Origin of the sequence: Rhizobium sp. NXC24 (assembly GCF_002944315.1) — a bacterium.
Classification (GTDB): Bacteria; Pseudomonadota; Alphaproteobacteria; order Rhizobiales; family Rhizobiaceae; genus Rhizobium.
In genome coordinates this window covers 1-15,548 of record NZ_CP024312.1, presented here as the reverse complement: position 1 = coordinate 15,548, position 15,548 = coordinate 1, and the positions used below count along the sequence as shown (strand labels likewise).

At 58.3% G+C, this 15,548-nt stretch carries 21 protein-coding genes and 1 pseudogene; 10 read left to right on the top strand and 12 right to left on the bottom strand.

Annotated elements, in window-relative coordinates:
* The first annotated feature begins 258 nt into the window (after positions 1-258).
* From NXC24_RS20425 to NXC24_RS20415, 3 genes and pseudogenes are all read left to right on the top strand, one after another.
* Complete coding sequence (locus tag NXC24_RS20425) at positions 259-1,167, top strand: hypothetical protein (protein WP_104825300.1); 909 nt, start codon at positions 259-261, stop codon at positions 1,165-1,167.
* A 136-nt stretch (positions 1,168-1,303) separates the two neighbouring features.
* Positions 1,304-1,801: a ferritin-like domain-containing protein gene (locus NXC24_RS20420; RefSeq protein ID WP_104825299.1), complete on the top strand. Its 498-nt coding sequence runs from the start codon at positions 1,304-1,306 to the stop codon at positions 1,799-1,801.
* A gap of 96 nt (positions 1,802-1,897) precedes the next feature.
* A pseudogene (locus NXC24_RS20415) lies at positions 1,898-2,044 on the top strand (catalase); the annotation flags it as partial.
* 136 nt (positions 2,045-2,180) lie between these two features.
* Here the strand turns inward: NXC24_RS20415 and NXC24_RS20410 are convergent.
* Positions 2,181-2,426 carry a hypothetical protein gene (locus tag NXC24_RS20410; protein ID WP_245464017.1) on the bottom strand — a complete coding sequence of 82 codons (246 nt, stop codon included), beginning with the start codon at positions 2,424-2,426 and terminating at the stop codon, positions 2,181-2,183.
* Positions 2,427-2,784: 358 nt separating this feature from the next.
* On the opposite strand from NXC24_RS20410, the gene NXC24_RS20405 reads away from it, so the two are divergent.
* The 4 genes from NXC24_RS20405 to NXC24_RS20390 are packed head-to-tail and all read left to right on the top strand — an operon-like array spanning position 2,785 to position 5,057.
* Entirely contained in the window at positions 2,785-3,165 is a 381-nt protein-coding gene (locus NXC24_RS20405; protein WP_104825298.1) for a hypothetical protein, read from the top strand.
* Positions 3,162-4,379: an Nramp family divalent metal transporter gene (locus tag NXC24_RS20400; protein ID WP_104825297.1), complete on the top strand. Its 1,218-nt coding sequence runs from the start codon at positions 3,162-3,164 to the stop codon at positions 4,377-4,379. The genes NXC24_RS20405 and NXC24_RS20400 overlap by 4 nt, the downstream gene beginning before the upstream one ends.
* 1 nt (position 4,380) lies before the next feature.
* Entirely contained in the window at positions 4,381-4,746 is a 366-nt protein-coding gene (locus NXC24_RS20395; RefSeq protein WP_104825296.1) for a hypothetical protein, read from the top strand.
* Entirely contained in the window at positions 4,743-5,057 is a 315-nt protein-coding gene (locus NXC24_RS20390) for a hypothetical protein (protein ID WP_104825295.1), read from the top strand. The genes NXC24_RS20395 and NXC24_RS20390 overlap by 4 nt, the downstream gene beginning before the upstream one ends.
* A 284-nt stretch (positions 5,058-5,341) precedes the next feature.
* On the opposite strand, the gene NXC24_RS20380 is transcribed toward NXC24_RS20390, so the two are convergent.
* The 4 genes from NXC24_RS20380 to NXC24_RS20365 form a co-directional block, all read right to left on the bottom strand.
* The gene (locus NXC24_RS20380; protein ID WP_104825293.1) at positions 5,342-6,271 is read right to left on the bottom strand and encodes a DUF3618 domain-containing protein; all 930 of its coding nucleotides are present in this window, start codon (positions 6,269-6,271) and stop codon (positions 5,342-5,344) included.
* A complete protein-coding gene (locus tag NXC24_RS20375; RefSeq protein WP_104825292.1) occupies positions 6,268-6,672 on the bottom strand; it encodes a phage holin family protein in 405 nt (134 codons plus the stop codon). The genes NXC24_RS20380 and NXC24_RS20375 overlap by 4 nt, the downstream gene beginning before the upstream one ends.
* A gap of 19 nt (positions 6,673-6,691) precedes the next feature.
* A complete protein-coding gene (locus tag NXC24_RS20370) occupies positions 6,692-7,252 on the bottom strand; it encodes a nutrient deprivation-induced protein (RefSeq protein ID WP_104825291.1) in 561 nt (186 codons plus the stop codon).
* A gap of 448 nt (positions 7,253-7,700) precedes the next feature.
* Positions 7,701-7,934, bottom strand: coding sequence for a hypothetical protein (locus tag NXC24_RS20365; protein WP_104825290.1), 234 nt, complete (start codon positions 7,932-7,934; stop codon positions 7,701-7,703).
* A gap of 456 nt (positions 7,935-8,390) precedes the next feature.
* Here NXC24_RS20365 and NXC24_RS20360 point away from each other — a divergent pair, with 456 nt between their 5' ends.
* Complete coding sequence (locus NXC24_RS20360) at positions 8,391-8,618, top strand: hypothetical protein (RefSeq protein WP_104825527.1); 228 nt, start codon at positions 8,391-8,393, stop codon at positions 8,616-8,618.
* A gap of 123 nt (positions 8,619-8,741) precedes the next feature.
* Here NXC24_RS20360 and NXC24_RS20355 read toward each other — a convergent pair whose 3' ends face one another.
* The gene (locus NXC24_RS20355) at positions 8,742-9,434 is read right to left on the bottom strand and encodes an SMC-Scp complex subunit ScpB (RefSeq protein WP_104825289.1); all 693 of its coding nucleotides are present in this window, start codon (positions 9,432-9,434) and stop codon (positions 8,742-8,744) included.
* Positions 9,435-9,444: 10 nt separating this feature from the next.
* The gene (locus NXC24_RS20350) at positions 9,445-10,371 is read right to left on the bottom strand and encodes a DUF1403 family protein (protein WP_245464016.1); all 927 of its coding nucleotides are present in this window, start codon (positions 10,369-10,371) and stop codon (positions 9,445-9,447) included.
* Between the two features lie 151 nt (positions 10,372-10,522).
* Here NXC24_RS20350 and NXC24_RS20345 point away from each other — a divergent pair, with 151 nt between their 5' ends.
* Positions 10,523-11,677 (top strand): site-specific integrase, encoded by a 1,155-nt coding sequence (locus NXC24_RS20345; protein ID WP_104825288.1) that lies wholly within the window; start codon positions 10,523-10,525, stop codon positions 11,675-11,677.
* 296 nt (positions 11,678-11,973) lie between these two features.
* Here the strand turns inward: NXC24_RS20345 and NXC24_RS20340 are convergent, their stop codons facing one another.
* Positions 11,974-12,405, bottom strand: coding sequence for a plasmid maintenance toxin (PemK-like) (locus tag NXC24_RS20340; protein ID WP_104825287.1), 432 nt, complete (start codon positions 12,403-12,405; stop codon positions 11,974-11,976).
* Positions 12,392-12,670, bottom strand: a complete 279-nt coding sequence (locus NXC24_RS20335) for a type II toxin-antitoxin system Phd/YefM family antitoxin (protein ID WP_104825286.1) — start codon at positions 12,668-12,670, stop codon at positions 12,392-12,394. The genes NXC24_RS20340 and NXC24_RS20335 overlap by 14 nt, the downstream gene beginning before the upstream one ends.
* Before the next feature lie 65 nt (positions 12,671-12,735).
* Here NXC24_RS20335 and NXC24_RS20330 point away from each other — a divergent pair, with 65 nt between their 5' ends.
* Positions 12,736-13,890, top strand: a complete 1,155-nt coding sequence (locus NXC24_RS20330) for a tyrosine-type recombinase/integrase (RefSeq protein ID WP_104825285.1) — start codon at positions 12,736-12,738, stop codon at positions 13,888-13,890.
* A gap of 98 nt (positions 13,891-13,988) precedes the next feature.
* Here the strand turns inward: NXC24_RS20330 and NXC24_RS20325 are convergent, their stop codons facing one another.
* From NXC24_RS20325 to NXC24_RS20315, 3 genes are all read right to left on the bottom strand, one after another.
* Positions 13,989-14,411: a hypothetical protein gene (locus tag NXC24_RS20325; RefSeq protein WP_158704504.1), complete on the bottom strand. Its 423-nt coding sequence runs from the start codon at positions 14,409-14,411 to the stop codon at positions 13,989-13,991.
* A gap of 174 nt (positions 14,412-14,585) precedes the next feature.
* Positions 14,586-14,828: a hypothetical protein gene (locus NXC24_RS20320; RefSeq protein ID WP_104825283.1), complete on the bottom strand. Its 243-nt coding sequence runs from the start codon at positions 14,826-14,828 to the stop codon at positions 14,586-14,588.
* A gap of 77 nt (positions 14,829-14,905) precedes the next feature.
* Positions 14,906-15,355, bottom strand: a complete 450-nt coding sequence (locus NXC24_RS20315; protein ID WP_158704503.1) for a hypothetical protein — start codon at positions 15,353-15,355, stop codon at positions 14,906-14,908.
* Positions 15,356-15,548: the final 193 nt, after the last annotated feature.

Sequence of the window (15,548 nt, the reverse complement as noted above, 5' to 3'; positions counted from 1 at the left end):
GGTCTCTCGATGAAGGCCGCGACATTGAAAAACCGGCGCTTCGGCGGCGGTGCGACGCTCATCATGCTCACTCCAGCCCGATGACGATCACAGGTCACCGCCAAAAGGTGCAGGAACAAAGCACAACCCTCAGAGTTGGGATTTCCGCAAATCTTTGTGGAGGTTTTTCAAATGGGTCGCGGCATCCTACTCTGGCTTCTCGGCATACCGTTGCCGATCGTCATCCTACTTGTTCTGTTCATGCGCTAGGAGGCAGTCATGTCTCCACGCGAAGATACGTCGACGGATATCCTACCAATCGAATCCTCCAGGTCCGCCCTCGCCTGGGGGCCGATTATTGGCGGCGCCGTTGCGGCGACGGGTGTCACGCTCATCCTCCTGCTTCTCGGATCGGGATTGGGTCTGACAATGGTATCACCGTGGTCCGGCGAGAGCAGTTCCGCAGCCACCGTTGGCGCGACAGCGGCGATCTGGCTCGTGGTCGTCCAATGGCTGTCCTCCGCTCTCGGCGGCTATCTGACTGGACGGCTGCGCACGAAATGGACAGCAGTCCATACGGACGAGGTATTCTTTCGCGACACCGCGCACGGTTTCATCAGTTGGGCCTTGGCCACCGTGTTCGTTGCCGGATTCCTGGCATCGTCGCTGACATCGCTTGCCGGTACCGGCGCGAGTGCCGTCGGCAGCGTCGCTAGTACCGCCGGTGTCGTGGGTGCGACGACGGCCGCTTCGAAGGAGGGCGCGGACCTCTCTACCGCCTACTTTACCGATGCATTGCTTCGGCCACAACGCGCAGGCGACCGGGCGCGCAACGACGACGGAGCGGCGGCCACAGAAGTTTCCCGCATCCTGCTTCAAGGTGCTGCAAATGGAGGAATTCCGGATGGCGATAAGGCATATATTGCCGGCATCGTTTCCGCACGGACGGGCCTGTCCGAAACAGATGCCCGTGCTCGGGTCGATACCGTCCTGAAGCAGATCAATGATGCCAAGGTCGCCGTTCAGGCCGCCACCGACAAGGCAAGGAAGGCGGCTGCAACAACAGCGCTCCTTGGATCGCTCTCGCTTGTGATCGGGGCGTTCATCGCCGCGGCGGCCGCCGCTCTCGGTGGAAAGCAACGCGACGAGGAGGAAGACCTGCTGGTCACGGACCGCCGCACGGTTTGACGCCGACCGAAGGCGCTCCGTCACATGCGAGCGCCCTCTGCCAACGGCTTGCAACGCTCTGACCCGAGACACCTCCCGGAACATTCGGGTGCTTTCCATGTTCGGTGACGACGCAATCAGGCGCCAGGAGGATCTAATGGCTACAGAGAAGACGCTGAACGACTTATTCCTTGATACCGTTAAGGACATCTATTTTGCCGAAAAACAAATCCTGAAGGCTTTGCCGAAAATGGCCCGGGCCGCCCAGCTCGAGGAAGGCAAGGCAGGATTCATGAAGCATCGTGACGAGACGCAGGCCCAGATCGAACGCCTTGATCAAGTGTTCGAACTTTTGGGCAAGCCAGCCCGCGGCAAAACCTGCGAAGCGATGCAAGGCATCATCGCCGAAGGTGAAGAGATCATGGAAGAGTATAAGGGCACGAAGGCTCTCGACGCTGGGCTCATCTCTTCGGCACAGGCAGTCGAACATTATGAGATCGCGCGCTACGGCACATTGATCGCATGGGCCAAGCAGCTTGGCCTCAAGGACGCCGTGCCGCTCCTGCAAGCGAGCTTGGCTGAAGAAGAGGCCACGGACAAGAAGCTGACGCAACTTGCGCAGTCCGCGGCCAATCCTCAGGGCAAGGCCGCCTGAGACTAACGCAGGTCTCACAAAAAGCCGCTCGACGAGCGGCTTTTCCACGTAGCTGCTTCACACATTACCTTACGGGATAACGCCATGGCCAAGAGGACGACTGCTCAGGGCGGTCCGGTTGCCGATGATCAAAATAGCCTGCGGGTCGGGGCACGTGGTCCTGCTCTCATCGAAGACTTTCACTTACGCGAAAAACTCTTCCATTTCGATCACGAACCCATTCCCGAACGCGTCGTCCATGCAGCGCGAAGCACGCCTCCACAAAAGGAAGAGGGTGGACCGCGCAGGTGGCGACGGGGCTGGCAGGAAGGGACTAAATCTACGCGATCCACCTATCAAACCAACATCCCTGTCTTAGGTTCCTGCTCGAAATAGCGATTTAGCCTCGATATTTGCCTTCGTTCATATCCGCGGGATCGTAGTTCAGATCCCAGTCCTTTTCCGGTTTCTTCTCGCCAGGCGGCATCTTGTTCAGCGTCGCGTCGTCCGATCCGGTAATGACCTTCGGTTTGACGCTGGCGACACCGTTGTTGCAGCTTTTCTTGACGAGCCGGCGATATTGGCCCCTCGCGTCCTTGCGGATGTCGGCCGCATCGTTGTTACCAGGATTATCCGATCTCGACATTTGTTGTCTCCTACCGCTGAACTCTGTTGTGACGAGGTGGGCCGTCGTTCAAACATTCAATTCGCACCTTTGAGCAAAGCGTCTGGTGCCGATTGGTTCCTAGTCTTCGAAGATTTCGTCAGAAATCCAAGGCCGTCGCGCGCGAGGACCCCGCGCAGTTTCAGAACTCATGGTTCCGAAAGACATGGAGATCCCTGAATCTTCATCGGCATCACGTTTCTTCATCGATCCCTCGGCAGGCCACAGGGCTTGAATTCTCACGGATCGAGAGGCTTCAGCACTTGGCATCGGGAACCCTACAGCCGCCATTCGATTATATTACGGAGATCGAGCTTGGGCATTCCGTGAGGCCACTGTGTTGAAGCTTTTCATCATCGCCCTGCTGCTTGTGAGCATGACCGCTTGCTCGGATGAACAGCAGACCAAACGCCAAATTCGTGCGTTGCTCTCCTGGACAGCGACGGCGGACATGGCCCTGGACGGACGAGCAAAAATGCTTGTGTCGAACAGCTTTACAGCACTCACCATGGAGCGATGCGGAAAGGAGATCGGCAGCCTGTCGAAGGAGCTTCCGACCTCTCCCCAGGACTTGACCGCACTGGCTGGCCGGTTGAACACGATTATCGGTGCCACGCATGACGACATCGTCAATGACCGAATAGGTACGGTTTCGCAGCATCTCGAGGATTTGCGAGGCGTCGAAGCTGAGTTGAAAGCAAGCGCCGGAACAGCACAATGAAAAAGCTGCTGCAGATATCGCTTGGTGTCGTCACGAGCATCGGCGGCTTTCTTGAAACGGGGAATATCGCAACGGCAAGTCAGGCGGGGGCGGCTTATGGATTCACCCCTCTGTGGGCCATCGTGCTCGGGACGATCTGCGTGATTTTCCTCGTCGAAATGTCGGGGCGGTTCGCAATTGCGAGCCATTATACGATCGCCGACGGAATTCGAGCCCGCTTCGGCTCCAACATTTTTCTTCTGACGGTAGCCATAGCATTTATCGTCAATCTTCTCGTTCTTGCCGCCGAAATCGGGGGCGTATCGCTTGCACTGCAGTTTCTGACCGGCGTGAAATTTCAATGGTGGTCGTTGCCGGTGACATTTGCTGTCTGGCTGTTGCTCTGGCGAGGCACGTTCGGCCTGATTGAGAACGGCATATCGTCTTTGGGGCTGATAGCTCTGTCATTCGTCGTTGCAGTCTTCGTCATGAGGCCACCATGGGACGAAGTCGCGAAAGGCATGGTGCCGACGCTGCCAAGCAGAGATCCGCTGCATTACAGCTTCATCGTCGTCGGAATATTGGGCGCGCTCATTTCTCCCTATCTCTTCTACTTCTATTCCTCGGGCGCTATCGAAGATAAGTGGGACAAGAGCTATTTCGGCGCCAACCGCGCGATCGCCATCATTGGCATGAGCTTCGGCGCGATCATCACTGCCGCCATCATGATACTGGCTGCGATGATCTATCCCGCTAGGGGTATCGAAGACATCGAAGGATATGAGCAGATTGCCATGATCCTCACTCCCGCCTTCGGAAAATGGGGGCTTTATCTCTTTGCAACGTCACTCGGGATCACCTGCTTGGGCGCGACCCTCGAAGTGGGCCTTGCGCAGGCCTATCAGGTTGCGCAGGGCTTCGGGTGGAATTGGTCGGAAGACGCAAAACCGAAAGATAACCCGGCATTCTGCCTCGTCTATACGGCTTCGCTTCTGATTGCCATGATCCCGATAGCCGTCGGCATCGATCCGCTGAAACTCACCATCTTCTCGATGGCGATCACCGCCATCAGCCTGCCGTTCGGCGTGGTTCCTTTCCTCATCTTGATGAACGACCCGATTTACGTGGGAGAACACAGAAATGGGTGGGTCGGCAACGCTGCCGTCGTCTTCATCGTCGCGATGGCATTCGTACTTTCGATTGTAACCACACCCCTGGAAATCCTCGGAGCCTGACATGTATCTTGTTCGCGATGTTCTGGATAAGCAGGTCGTCGACCGTCGGCAGACTCGTATCGGAAAAGTCGACGGGATCGTGCTCACCGCAGAAAATGGCAGCCAGCCCAAGGTTGCCTTCATCGAAATGGGGACCTCGATGCGGATCCGAAGGCTGAGCCAACGGCTGTATCGTTGGATGCTCGCCTTTGCCACGACATCGCGAGCGGTCGAAGGTCAGCATCCCTATCGGATCCCATGGTCAAAAATCACGGATGTCGGCGTCGATATCGAAGCCGATGTCGACAAAAGCGAAACGCCGCTCGAACAATCGCAGGAATGGCTGAGGCAACATATCCTTCGCTACATTCCGGGAGGACTGTCGTGACGGAGATCCACCTGGAACTCCTGCTTGGAATGCAGGTTCACGACACAAATGATCGGCCGGTCGGGCGATTGGAGGAAATCAAGGCGGCAGCCGATGGAGAAGATTTCGTCGTTGTCGAATATCACCTGGGCGCTCTTGGATTGTTCGAAAGATTATCGGCAACCACGATCGGTCATGCCATCCTGCGTCCCTTCGGCTTCAAGGAGCGGCCAAGCGGCCATATCGTGCCATGGGACAAGCTCGATCTGACGGATCTCTACCATCTGAAACTCAGTTGCTCCGTCGCCGAGCTTGAAACAAGAACTCTATGAACATGAGCTTTTCCGCAGGTAGATCCGTGGGCCGCTTTTTCTATGGACGAAGGCGCCGGGGCCGGATCATCGATATCTGCACAACCAGCCGATTGGTGTGCAAGCCGCTATACGTCGTCCTATCGTCGAGAGGACAATAGCTATCAGCCCTTCGACGGGCCACGTCGGGCAGGTCAGCCGCCTAGCGAAACGGCTGAACTCATCGCTAGCAGGTAATACTGCTGCGGTACGAAACAAACAGTCGTGGGGGAGAAGCCCACTCTTTTGCTTTTTGACACCCCAATTTACGCGGGATCGTATTTTGCGCTGGTGTCTCCCACCTTGTCTAGGACCTCTCGTGCAGTTCCGATTGCTTCGCTGGCCGCTTCAGTCGTTTTTGAGGTGATATCCCTGCGTAGCTGGTCAGAAACTTCGCCCACGGCATTGTCCTCGAACTCCGTATAAGGTAGCGCCGCTCCAATCGCTGCGCCGACTGCAAATGCGAGCGCACCGCCGACGAGCGGCTGATCGCGAAAACGCCTGAGAATAGCTTCGCTAAGCTGCCTGCTTTGATTTTCAAACGATTGCGCTGCACCTTGAACACTGCCAGCAATAGAACTTCCGGCTTGCGCAATCGACCCCGTCAGCCGGTCGGCAGAGGTGTTGATCTGTCGCCAAGTGTCAGACGCCCAACCGGAAGCCTCATCGAACAACGCGCCGGCCTCGTCACGAATGTCTTGGATCTGTTTGCCGGTCGCGTCGGTAAAACCGCGATAAGCTTTCCCGCTCTGGTCGACAAAGTGGCCGGCCCGTCGGCCGGCGGCGTCCGTCATCGCCCTGAAACGATTACCCCCTTCATCCGTGAAGTTGCTATACCGTTCGCCAAAGCTTACCTCTATGGGACCCATACGTCTTATGGCGCCCGTCACGATCGCCAGAGGGTATTCCTCCTCGGCGTCACGCCGCTCGGTGCGGGCGCCAGGATTGGCGAACAGCCAGGCGAGGCTCACCCCCAGCAAAGTGACGGGAATAGGGTTGGTCCTAACCGCCTTGCCGAGATTATTGACATATTCAGCGCCGCCGCTCTCCCTCGCGTAATCGAGCAGTTCGTCTACGAGTTGGCCGGGGGACATGCGCTCCTCGATGGCATGGAGCTTTTCCTCGATCCTCTGCCGATCCGCCTCGATCTCTCGCTGCAGCTCGGCAGCCGAGTGGGAGTGAGAATTGTCGTTCATTGCACTCTCTCCTTTACGACGTCCACGTCCCGCCGCAGCGACGTCGCCGTTCTATCCAGCTTTAGGTTGCTGCCACGCAGCGTGGAAATCCCGCGCGCTACCATTGCCCAGGCAAGGCCCGCGACGATGACGCCGACAATAAGCGCCGAAAGCGTGTCGGCATTCCGTGCGACGAGAAAAGCGGCTAGGCCTTTGACGGCCGCGGCCAACAACACGCCGATGGCACCGATTGCGAATATGACGCCAATGAGCAGGGTTTCGATGCCTCCCAGCGCGCGGTTCAGATTCTCCGATGCCTCCGCCTTCGCCAGGTCGATTTCCTTGCGAAAGAGCCCGGTTATATCGGTCACTAGGCCGGCCATGAGTTCGGTCAGAGAGCGGTCATCCCAATGATTTGCCATTGTCGCGATCCTTCTGGTACTACCCGTTTTTGAGGGGCTCGACACCTGCAGGCATTGAAGGAGTCGAGGTCCGGGAATCCGTCGGGCTGTTCCGACGGTGGGCTGAGGCCGTGAGCAGCCGGCTGGCTGTCAGGCCGGCAATCGCCGCTATGCCGAGAAAGGCAAGCGGCTGCCTCCGCCCGAAGTCTTCAACCATGCCCGCGATTTCCCCAAGATCACGACCCTCCATGTCGTGCGCGAAATTCTGAAGGGAACCGCCAATTTGCTTGGTGTATCGGCCGACGGCCTGTTGGTTCGATCGTTCGAGTTCGGCTCCGATTTTTTCGAATGCCGATGCGATACCGTCGAGTTGGCGTGCAGCAAGATTCTTCTTATCTGCGGCCGCGTCGCTGACGGCGGTTTTCGCTTTCTCTGTTTGCTCATCGGTAAACTGCCGTAGCTCCTGTAAATTCTGCCGGATTGCTTCTTCCGAACCGTCCGTATTCGGTTTCTGGCTCGTCCCCGCTCCTATGCCTGGGCGATCGTCTGCATCTCGAGACGTCAGATCCGCAGGGCTTGGATCATCAGATTGAATGTTCATTTCGGCTCTCCAGTAGGAATCGCTAGATCAATTCCTAACTGAGCAATCGAAGCATGGTTCCTTGTTCGCAGGAGCCATAAGGATAACGTTCGCAAATGCTTACGGAGAACCTTCTGCCATTCCGTGGATCGGAATGAACAATGCAGGCGCCGGACCTTCGCTCCGGCTCACAATTGACGGTTCGATATGAGCGGTGGACAACAACGTGATAATTTTTGGCGGTCTTACGCGCGGGAACGTCTGGATACCTGCTGTCGGCTTGCGTACCATAGCCGAGCTCTGCCCTTGGCAACCCGGTCATCCAAGCATCCACAATCAGCGCCAATCGCGTTGCGTTATATTGTATCGCAATCGGCAAGCCGTCACGAACAGCCCAAAGAGTTGAGAGCGTCTCTCCACTGCGCCATTTGCAAATCAACCGACCATATGCGTGCCGCCGTTTGGTGCGCTACCCCGTAGCAGGGCGATGGCGATCGTTAATGCCGACGAGATCGACGAGCTGTTGCTCATCATGAACTCCTTCCCTGAAAAGTTCGATGATCATTGCTGCCACTAGCTCGCCTTCTTCACTTTCGCGCTCGATGTTCCTTTTCAGCAAAATGGCATCAAAGGCGCGTTGACAGGTGTCCAAATCAACTGAATCTAGAGCCAAATCACGCTTGCTGAGATACCTGCGGATCATTCCTTTCCTGCCTCCTCTTTTGGATTTGCCGACTGAAAATGATGTAATTTTCAGCTATTAAATTTCAAGAATTTGCCGCGGAACCGGAGGCCGGAAGTAACGTTTTCAAGTACCCTAAGCCACTTACACTAGACTGAACGTCGCCCTTTTTGCCTTAGTTCTCGGCGCGATCCTCCCAGACAGATTTCCCGCCACCATATGGTGGCGGGTTCTTTGCCTGTTTGGCGCAATGGCCAATCCCGACGATCCGAACCGTCGCGTTCTAACAATCTTCTTCAATTTCAAAAGGATGCACGGCGGGTGAAATGTCTGTTATAGTGCTGCCCGGCACATCCCGATCAGGATGTGCGGTCCCGCTTTCGAGAACGACTTGCGTTCGGGCGAGTCGCAAGGGACAGCGACAGGAAGACATAATTTCGATCGCTGTTCGTATTGTCGAAGAGTTTGGAGGTTGCCGTGATCGCCAGGTTCGTTCACGAACGGGACATCCCTTTAGGCTCCGAAGCGCTTGGGACCTGTCAAGTCGCGTTTGATGCCGTTCTGGCTGCGCTAGAAATCAAGCGGGAACATGAAAAGGCTGACGTCGTCGCGGCGTTGATCGTGAACCTCTACCAGCAGGGCATTCATGACGGAGAAAAGTTGTTCGAGCTGGTCATGACTGCAAGCGCCAACCTCAAAATATAGCCGAAGCCTGGCTACTTCGATCCGTCGGGATCAGGGAACGATAGCGCGCCAGTTTCATTGTCTGGGTTTTCCATATCGCACAGTTCCCTCGGATCTTTCGACCACGCTTGCTCCACGACGGGATTATCGCTCACTTTGTTCTTCCTCCAAAAATTCCGGGTCCGCCTGTGAGCCGGATGTCTGGTCTCGCCGACTGAACAAACCCGCGTCCTCGAGCGCCTCGATATCCGGCAGGTCGCGCAGCGTCTCCAGGCCGAACGCCGACAGAAAATGCTTGGTCGTCACATAGGTATACGGCGCGCCTGGCGTCGGGCTGCGCGGTCCGGAGGCAATGAAGCCGGCGTCGCGCAGACTAGCGATCGTGTCGCGGCTGACCTCCTTGCCAAAAATCTTGCTGAGGTCGGCACGCGTGACCGGCTGGAAATATCCCACCGCCATCAGCACCATCGCCTCGAACTCCGACAACATTGTTGTCGCGCCGCGCGTCGGAGCATTCGAGGCCCGGATCGCGTCCGCGTAACGCGAACGCGTTCGATGCTGCCAGCCACCGGCGACCGACACCAGTTCATAAGGCCGGTCGCGCAGTTCTTCGATGAGGTCGTCGATGAGCAGGTCGACACTGCAGTCTTTTCCGACGGCCCGCACCAACATCTCGCGGCTGACCGGTTCGACGGAGGCGAAGATGACGGCCTCGACCCGCAGCATCCATTCGCGCCAGCGCAGCTCCGGCGGCAGATCCTCGAGCTCTCGATCAAACAGGACATCGTCCTGGGGAATCTTTTTGGTGTTGCGGCGTGGCTGCGTCGTCGCGCTCATACCGGCCGCCTCACAATCCAAATATCCGGAAGGAGGATCGGCCGGACAGTTCGCGCACGGCCTCAAAACCTTCCAGTCGCTCGAACAGCCGGGCGCTCGCCCAGCGGGAGAGAGGAGTACCGGGCGCCGACGGCGACAGCGCGTCCTCCTCAAGCAGTTTCCGGATAACGGTCTCGGCGCCCTTGGTGCGCAGCTTTGTCGCCGACGTCAGAAGAGTGTCGGCGCGGCGAGCAATGACGGTGGCGGAACACAGTGCAGACGTCGTGCCCTCGACCATGGCCAGGCACACCGCACGCGAAAAACCCGGCTCACCGGGCCGGACCCGCCCTCGCCCGCCAATCGTCTTGAAGGCCGGACCATAGCGCTCGGCCATCAGCAATGGTACGGCGAGCTGCCATTCCAGCATCGTTGCGACCAGCAGGTCAGCCAGCGCCCAGGCGAGCGGCTCGGCATCCGGCCGATCGGCGACAACCGCTGTCACCAGTTCCGCCGCGGCCAACGGCGCGGCGCGGCCGGACTGCAGCGCGGCATCGATGTGGTCGACCGCACCCGCAAGCCGGTCATTCCAGACCAGGCCAAACAGATCCGCCAGACCGGCCACGCCGATTGAGGACAGATCGGGTTTGCGCAGAGCCAATCGCTTGTAGGCCCAAAACACTTTTCCAGCAGGGCCGCAATCATCACCCGGCGCGGTGAGTAGTACGGCGTCGCGCAAGTCTGCTTCGGTCTCGCCGCGGCCGACAAGCCGAACAGCCGCCGCGGCGCTTTTCAAGGCCTGGCGGGAGCGCCAACAGCCGGCCCAGACCGGGTCGGTGCGAACGAGATCGTCGAGCGATTTCAGGGCGATACCGGCGGCAAAGGCGGCGTCCGCTTCGGAGGGATCGCGACCGCGCGGCAGCGTCCAGCCTGGCAGCCGGGGCATCCAGGCAAGGGGCATCGAAGCTGTACTGACGGGCGAATCCATGGGACGCAGCATAAATCGGACGTGTGGTTTATGCCAGAAATATCACCACGAACCGCACAACCTGTCGCCAACTAATTACGTCCGATAATCTTGCCTTATCGGACGTTTTTGTCATTATATAGAAATGGCGCAAATCATCGAGCAAAACAGCGAAAATGCCGTCGAGGAGCGCCCCGCTCCGCCAGAGGGCACGGCGTCCGGCCACGGTATTTCCGCGCCGCGGGTGTTGGCCGATATCCCGGCGGACCCTGCCGGTCTCCCCTCCCCCATTGCCGAAACGAACGCCATGCTGCCGACGCATCTCGAGCGCCTCGCCGATAAGGCCCGCACCTATGTCGAGGCCGCCAGTTCTGCCAACACCCGCAAGGCCTATGCCTCCGACTGGAAACATTTCACCAGCTGGTGCCGGCGCCAGGGTCTCGCGCACCTGCCGCCCGATCCACACACCGTCGGCCTCTACATCACGGCGCTGGCCTCGGGCGCCGCCACGACCGATCGCAAGCCCCATTCGGTGACGACGATCGAGCGTCGCCTGTCCGCCCTCACCTGGAGCTACGCCCAGCGCGGCACGCCGCTCGACCGCAAGGACCGCCATATCGCCACGGTGCTCGCCGGCATCCGCAACACCCATGCCGCCCCGCCCCGGCAGAAGGAGGCGGTGCTGCCCGAACATCTGATCGCCATGCTCGAAACATTGGACAGGGGAACCCTACGCGGCCTGCGGGATCGGGCCATGTTGCTGATCGGCTTCGCCGGCGGCCTGCGGCGCTCGGAGATCGTCGGACTGGATTGCGGCCGTGACCAGACCGAAGACGGCCGCGGCTGGGTCGAGATCCTCGACAAAGGCCTTCTCGTCACCCTGCGCGGCAAAACCGGATGGCGCGAAGTCGAGATCGGCCGCGGCTCATCGGATGCCACCTGCCCGGTCGTGGCCGTCGAGACCTGGATCAAGTTCGCGCGGATTGCAAAGGGTCCCCTCTTCCGTCGCGTCCGCGGCCAAGGCAAGGATGTTGGACCGGACCGGTTGAACGACCGGGAGGTGGCGCGTCTCGTCAAAAAGGCGGCACTGGCCGCCGGTGTTCGGGGCGACCTCAGCGAGGGTGAGCGCGCCGAAAAATTCTCGGGCCACTCACTGCGGGCCGGCCTCGCCTCCTCGGCCGAGGTCGACGAGCGCTATGTCCAAAAGCAGCTCGGGCATGCCAGTGCAGAAATGACGCGCAAATATCAGCGCCGGCGTGACCGCTTCCGGGTCAATCTCACCAAAGCATCGGGCCTTTGACCCTCCCCTCCTCAGCGTGAAGTCGTTAGGTGAAATTTGGATGCTGGATTTTTACCTTAGGGCTTCAATTGAAATCGGTAAGTAAAAGCCACATCACTTCATATGATCGATAGTAGCGTGCCTCACTTCCGATAAGGAGCAAGTATCGATAGTGATGGATTTGGCGGCACAAATCACCTAAACTCGTGCCAATCACAGGCCCGTACGAAGCTGAAAGCGATGGAAAAGCGGTTCCAATGCCCCCAAAAACGGTAGAACACCGCGTCCGTGCTACGATGGCTGCCGCCATATCGGCCTCAGTCGCTGCGGCTCGTGGAACGATGACCCTGCCCCCGGGCAAGCGCCACAAAACGCTGCTTGACCGCAGCAAACAGCGCCGGTGGCAATGGCCCGTAATAGCCACTTTCGCGGTCGAGCGGACGAATATCGGGGCCGGGCCAGACAAAGCGGTTACTTTCGGTCAAAACGATCCACGAGCGTTCGTCATCGAGGCCAAGGCGCCGCTTGGTGGCCGGCGGGATCTCGATGGCATCATCCGGATTGGTTGGCGGCGAATGGGTGATCGGCAAGACGCGCACGACCGGCGTTTCGTCCTCAAGCGCGGCCACGATCGCCAGCACCAGGCTCGGCCGATCCTTGTCGCCCTCCTCCCGTCCCTCGAGGTGGTGACGGTGCCAGAGATAGGAATAACGGAAGACCCAGCCGATCTTCGGTTCAGTCGGCAGCATTCTTGTCCGTCAGCAGTTCGGCATTGAGATGATCGAGACCCGGGTCCATTTCAGATGTTTCGACCGCGGTAATGTCCGCGTCGCCAAGCGCCGTCGTCAGTTCGACGCGACGCTCGCGCCGCATCAGCCGAAGATAGTCCTCATAGGCAATCAGCACCGTACGGGGCCGGCCGTTCTTGGTGATGATCACCGGCTCGCGAACCGCCGCATCTTGAAAGGCGCCGAAATTTTTCGAAACCGCCGCGGCGGTGACCGTCGCTGTCATGAGTCTTCTCCTTTTTCCGTAATATACGGATTTCCCGGAAATCCCGCAATAAGAAAGCGAACACAATGCGTCTGCTAAAATCGGCCCCAACGGCGTCCTCGGACGAAGCGCGGGTCGCGCGCGCCGAGGCGCTTGACGCTCTCGATGCCATTCTTCCGTTCGATCGGCGCGACCAACTGGCAGCACTGCTCACCGACGAAGACGTTGCCACATTAAAACATCTAGCCAACCAGGGCATGGGCGACAATACATTGCGGGCGCTCGCCTCCGACTTCGGCTATCTGGAAGCCTGGTGCCAGCTTGCGACCGGTTCCCCCCTGCCCTGGCCGGCGCCGGAAGCGCTGCTGCTAAAATTCGTGGCGCATCATCTGTGGGACCCCGTCGAACGCGCCGACAATCCTGACCACGGCATGCCGGTGGAGGTCGAGGCGGGCTTGCGCGCTGAGGGATTGCTGCGCGCCGATGGTCCGCATGCGCCCGATACCGTACGACGTCGCTTGACCTCCTGGTCGATCCTGACGCGCTGGCGCGGCCTGACTGGAGAATTTTCGGCGCCATCGCTGAAGACGGCGCTTAGGCTGGCGGTTCGGGCCGCACCGCGGCAACGTCGCCGCAAGAGCAAAAAAGCCGTCACCGGCGACGTGCTGACAAAGTTGCTTTCCACCTGTGCCGGCGATCGCCTGGTGGATCTCCGTGATCGGGCGCTATTGCTGACCGCCTTCGCCTCCGGCGGCCGCCGGCGCTCGGAAGTGGCAGGACTACGGGTCGAGGATCTCATCGACGAAGAACCGGTGAACCAGAACCCGGCCGATAAGGACTCCCCTTTTCTTCCCTGCCTCACCATCAATCTCGGCCGCACCAAGACGACGACCGCCGATGACGACGCCCATGTCGTGCTGATCGGTCGGCCAGTCACCGCTTTGAAACTATGGCTGGAAACGGCCAAGATCGAGAGCGGACCACTGTTTCGGCGCATCGACCAATGGGGCAACATCGACAGGCGGGCGCTGACGCCGCAATCGGTCAATCTGATCCTCAAGACCCGTTGCAAGAGGGCCGGGTTGGATTCGGGGGCGTTTTCGGCGCACGGGCTAAGATCGGGCTATCTGACCGAAGCGGCCAACCGCGGGGTATCCCTGCACAAGTCGGTGACGCAGGCCGCGAGCTATTACAACAATGCCGAACGGAAGAGCGGGCGGGCCGCAAGGTTAGTCGTTTGATGGTACTGACGCCGCTTAATCTCCCGTAGCCAACCTATCAACTTAGGCATGCAATGAAGGACGCATGGTGCCGGCCGCCGCACAATGGCGTTCGGTCCTCATTGCTGACCCTGACCGCTGTGACGTCGACGCAAGGAATAGACCAATGTCAAAGCCGCGACAGTTCCAAGCGCTACGATAGGCCAGAGAAGAGCAAATGTGATCTCGTCTCCGCTATTTTCGTATGGTGTGCCTTCGAGAACTTCGCAAGCACTGAAGCTGTAGACCAGAATATCGAATGAAAGTCTGATGGCGAAAGCGGCTTGCCATAGCAAGAAGAGGAAGACAGGACCGCAGGCAATGGTCGCGGCTTTAAGGTATCTCGTCTGCGACAGACCAATCACGGCGAGAAGATAGAAAGGAATGGATATCACCACGCCCCAAAGGCGGTCTGCCTCTCCTTGTGTGCATGTCCAACGACGCGGGCGAGCAGAGCAGTTAACGCTCCAAGGTGAAATGCCAAAACTGAAATTATAGCCCAAATCATGTACTCGACCTTCAGTGTTGGAGGGGCGCTTCCAAGATATTCCCTCGCGCTGCAAGGCTGCTAGGTACTCATAGTCCGATCCAATAGGGAGTGAGATGATGCCCACCTGATCAAGTTAGATGCTGCAAGTGAGATTGCCGCCAGGCGGCAGCTTATTAGCCCTCCGACGTCATTCTCGCACGGTGATTTCGACAAACCCAGCATGGGAGCAGTTGCCCCAGATTCCGGCCATCGAAGTTGGGCTGCGGCGATTGAGCGTATACTCACATTTCGACGATTTCCCCGGCTTCAGAGCACTGATTTCTTTCCAGGATAGCTGCTCGTTACCAGCGACCCGTCCCTTGATTAGCGTGGTGGCGCCCGACTTATCCCAATTCAACGTGGCGTTAAAATTATTATGATCGATCGCCATGAAATGATCTACGCGGAAAGATAGTATCCTTTTTCCGTTTCGGACCGATCCCGAAAAGCCGTCTTTCAATCTTTCAATCAAAGCCGCATTTGTTGCTTCAGCTGCATCGGATGCTCTCGTTCCATGGGAGGCTCCATGTTTGCGGCGAGTGCCGTTTTGAACATGGTTTCGGCGGCCCTACAGATTTTGACAGGAATTTTCCCGTGCGGGAATAGAATCATCACCTGCTTTTGCGCGTCTAACTCCACCGCCTTTCGCACATTTTCGGAAAGCCCATAACGCGAACCATATTGGATGATGCCGACGTCGATGCGGTTCTCCCAATTGCTACGCCATCTTCCCCTTCGAGTGTCACACTTTTTGACGAGGACTGAATTTGCGACATAGTAACCAAGCTGGACAGCCGCGTCGACCGGGCCGCTTCCATTCAAATGGGGACTACTCTCGAATAGGTATGTGGCAGAAGTTTCAGCTGCCTGTGCGACGACAGGCAGCTGAGAAAACAGGCAAGCCAACAGAATGAACATTTTTAGCAAATGAGCCCCCGGTTTATGAATGGTAACGATTCTGCTTCTCTTGCCAATGGCCCGGTGCAGCTAACGCATGACCCGAAGCTGGGAAGATTGCTGTGACGGCCGGATCTGTCAATCGCGTGATTGAGATTGGAGAAATCAGGTGCATTAGGCTGATATTTCCACAGAATACGTGGGCCGCGCATCC

Excerpts from the sequence above, each read along its gene's own strand:
- NXC24_RS20335 (WP_104825286.1), bottom strand. The coding sequence starts at position 12,670 with ATGACAGCGACGGTCACCGCCGCGGCGGTTTCGAAAAATTTCGGCGCC.
- NXC24_RS20350 (WP_245464016.1), bottom strand. The coding sequence starts at position 10,371 with ATGCCCCTTGCCTGGATGCCCCGGCTGCCAGGCTGGACGCTGCCGCGC.
- NXC24_RS20355 (WP_104825289.1), bottom strand. The coding sequence starts at position 9,434 with ATGAGCGCGACGACGCAGCCACGCCGCAACACCAAAAAGATTCCCCAG.
- NXC24_RS20375 (WP_104825292.1), bottom strand. The coding sequence starts at position 6,672 with ATGGCAAATCATTGGGATGACCGCTCTCTGACCGAACTCATGGCCGGC.
- NXC24_RS20345 (WP_104825288.1), top strand. The coding sequence starts at position 10,523 with ATGGCGCAAATCATCGAGCAAAACAGCGAAAATGCCGTCGAGGAGCGC.
- NXC24_RS20365 (WP_104825290.1), bottom strand. The coding sequence starts at position 7,934 with ATGATCCGCAGGTATCTCAGCAAGCGTGATTTGGCTCTAGATTCAGTT.
- NXC24_RS20425 (WP_104825300.1), top strand. The coding sequence starts at position 259 with ATGTCTCCACGCGAAGATACGTCGACGGATATCCTACCAATCGAATCC.
- NXC24_RS20420 (WP_104825299.1), top strand. The coding sequence starts at position 1,304 with ATGGCTACAGAGAAGACGCTGAACGACTTATTCCTTGATACCGTTAAG.
- NXC24_RS20370 (WP_104825291.1), bottom strand. The coding sequence starts at position 7,252 with ATGAACATTCAATCTGATGATCCAAGCCCTGCGGATCTGACGTCTCGA.
- NXC24_RS20380 (WP_104825293.1), bottom strand. The coding sequence starts at position 6,271 with ATGAACGACAATTCTCACTCCCACTCGGCTGCCGAGCTGCAGCGAGAG.
- NXC24_RS20330 (WP_104825285.1), top strand. The coding sequence starts at position 12,736 with ATGCGTCTGCTAAAATCGGCCCCAACGGCGTCCTCGGACGAAGCGCGG.
- NXC24_RS20315 (WP_158704503.1), bottom strand. The coding sequence starts at position 15,355 with ATGTTCATTCTGTTGGCTTGCCTGTTTTCTCAGCTGCCTGTCGTCGCA.
- NXC24_RS20320 (WP_104825283.1), bottom strand. The coding sequence starts at position 14,828 with ATGGCGATCGATCATAATAATTTTAACGCCACGTTGAATTGGGATAAG.
- NXC24_RS20410 (WP_245464017.1), bottom strand. The coding sequence starts at position 2,426 with ATGTCGAGATCGGATAATCCTGGTAACAACGATGCGGCCGACATCCGC.
- NXC24_RS20395 (WP_104825296.1), top strand. The coding sequence starts at position 4,381 with ATGTATCTTGTTCGCGATGTTCTGGATAAGCAGGTCGTCGACCGTCGG.
- NXC24_RS20340 (WP_104825287.1), bottom strand. The coding sequence starts at position 12,405 with ATGCTGCCGACTGAACCGAAGATCGGCTGGGTCTTCCGTTATTCCTAT.
- NXC24_RS20400 (WP_104825297.1), top strand. The coding sequence starts at position 3,162 with ATGAAAAAGCTGCTGCAGATATCGCTTGGTGTCGTCACGAGCATCGGC.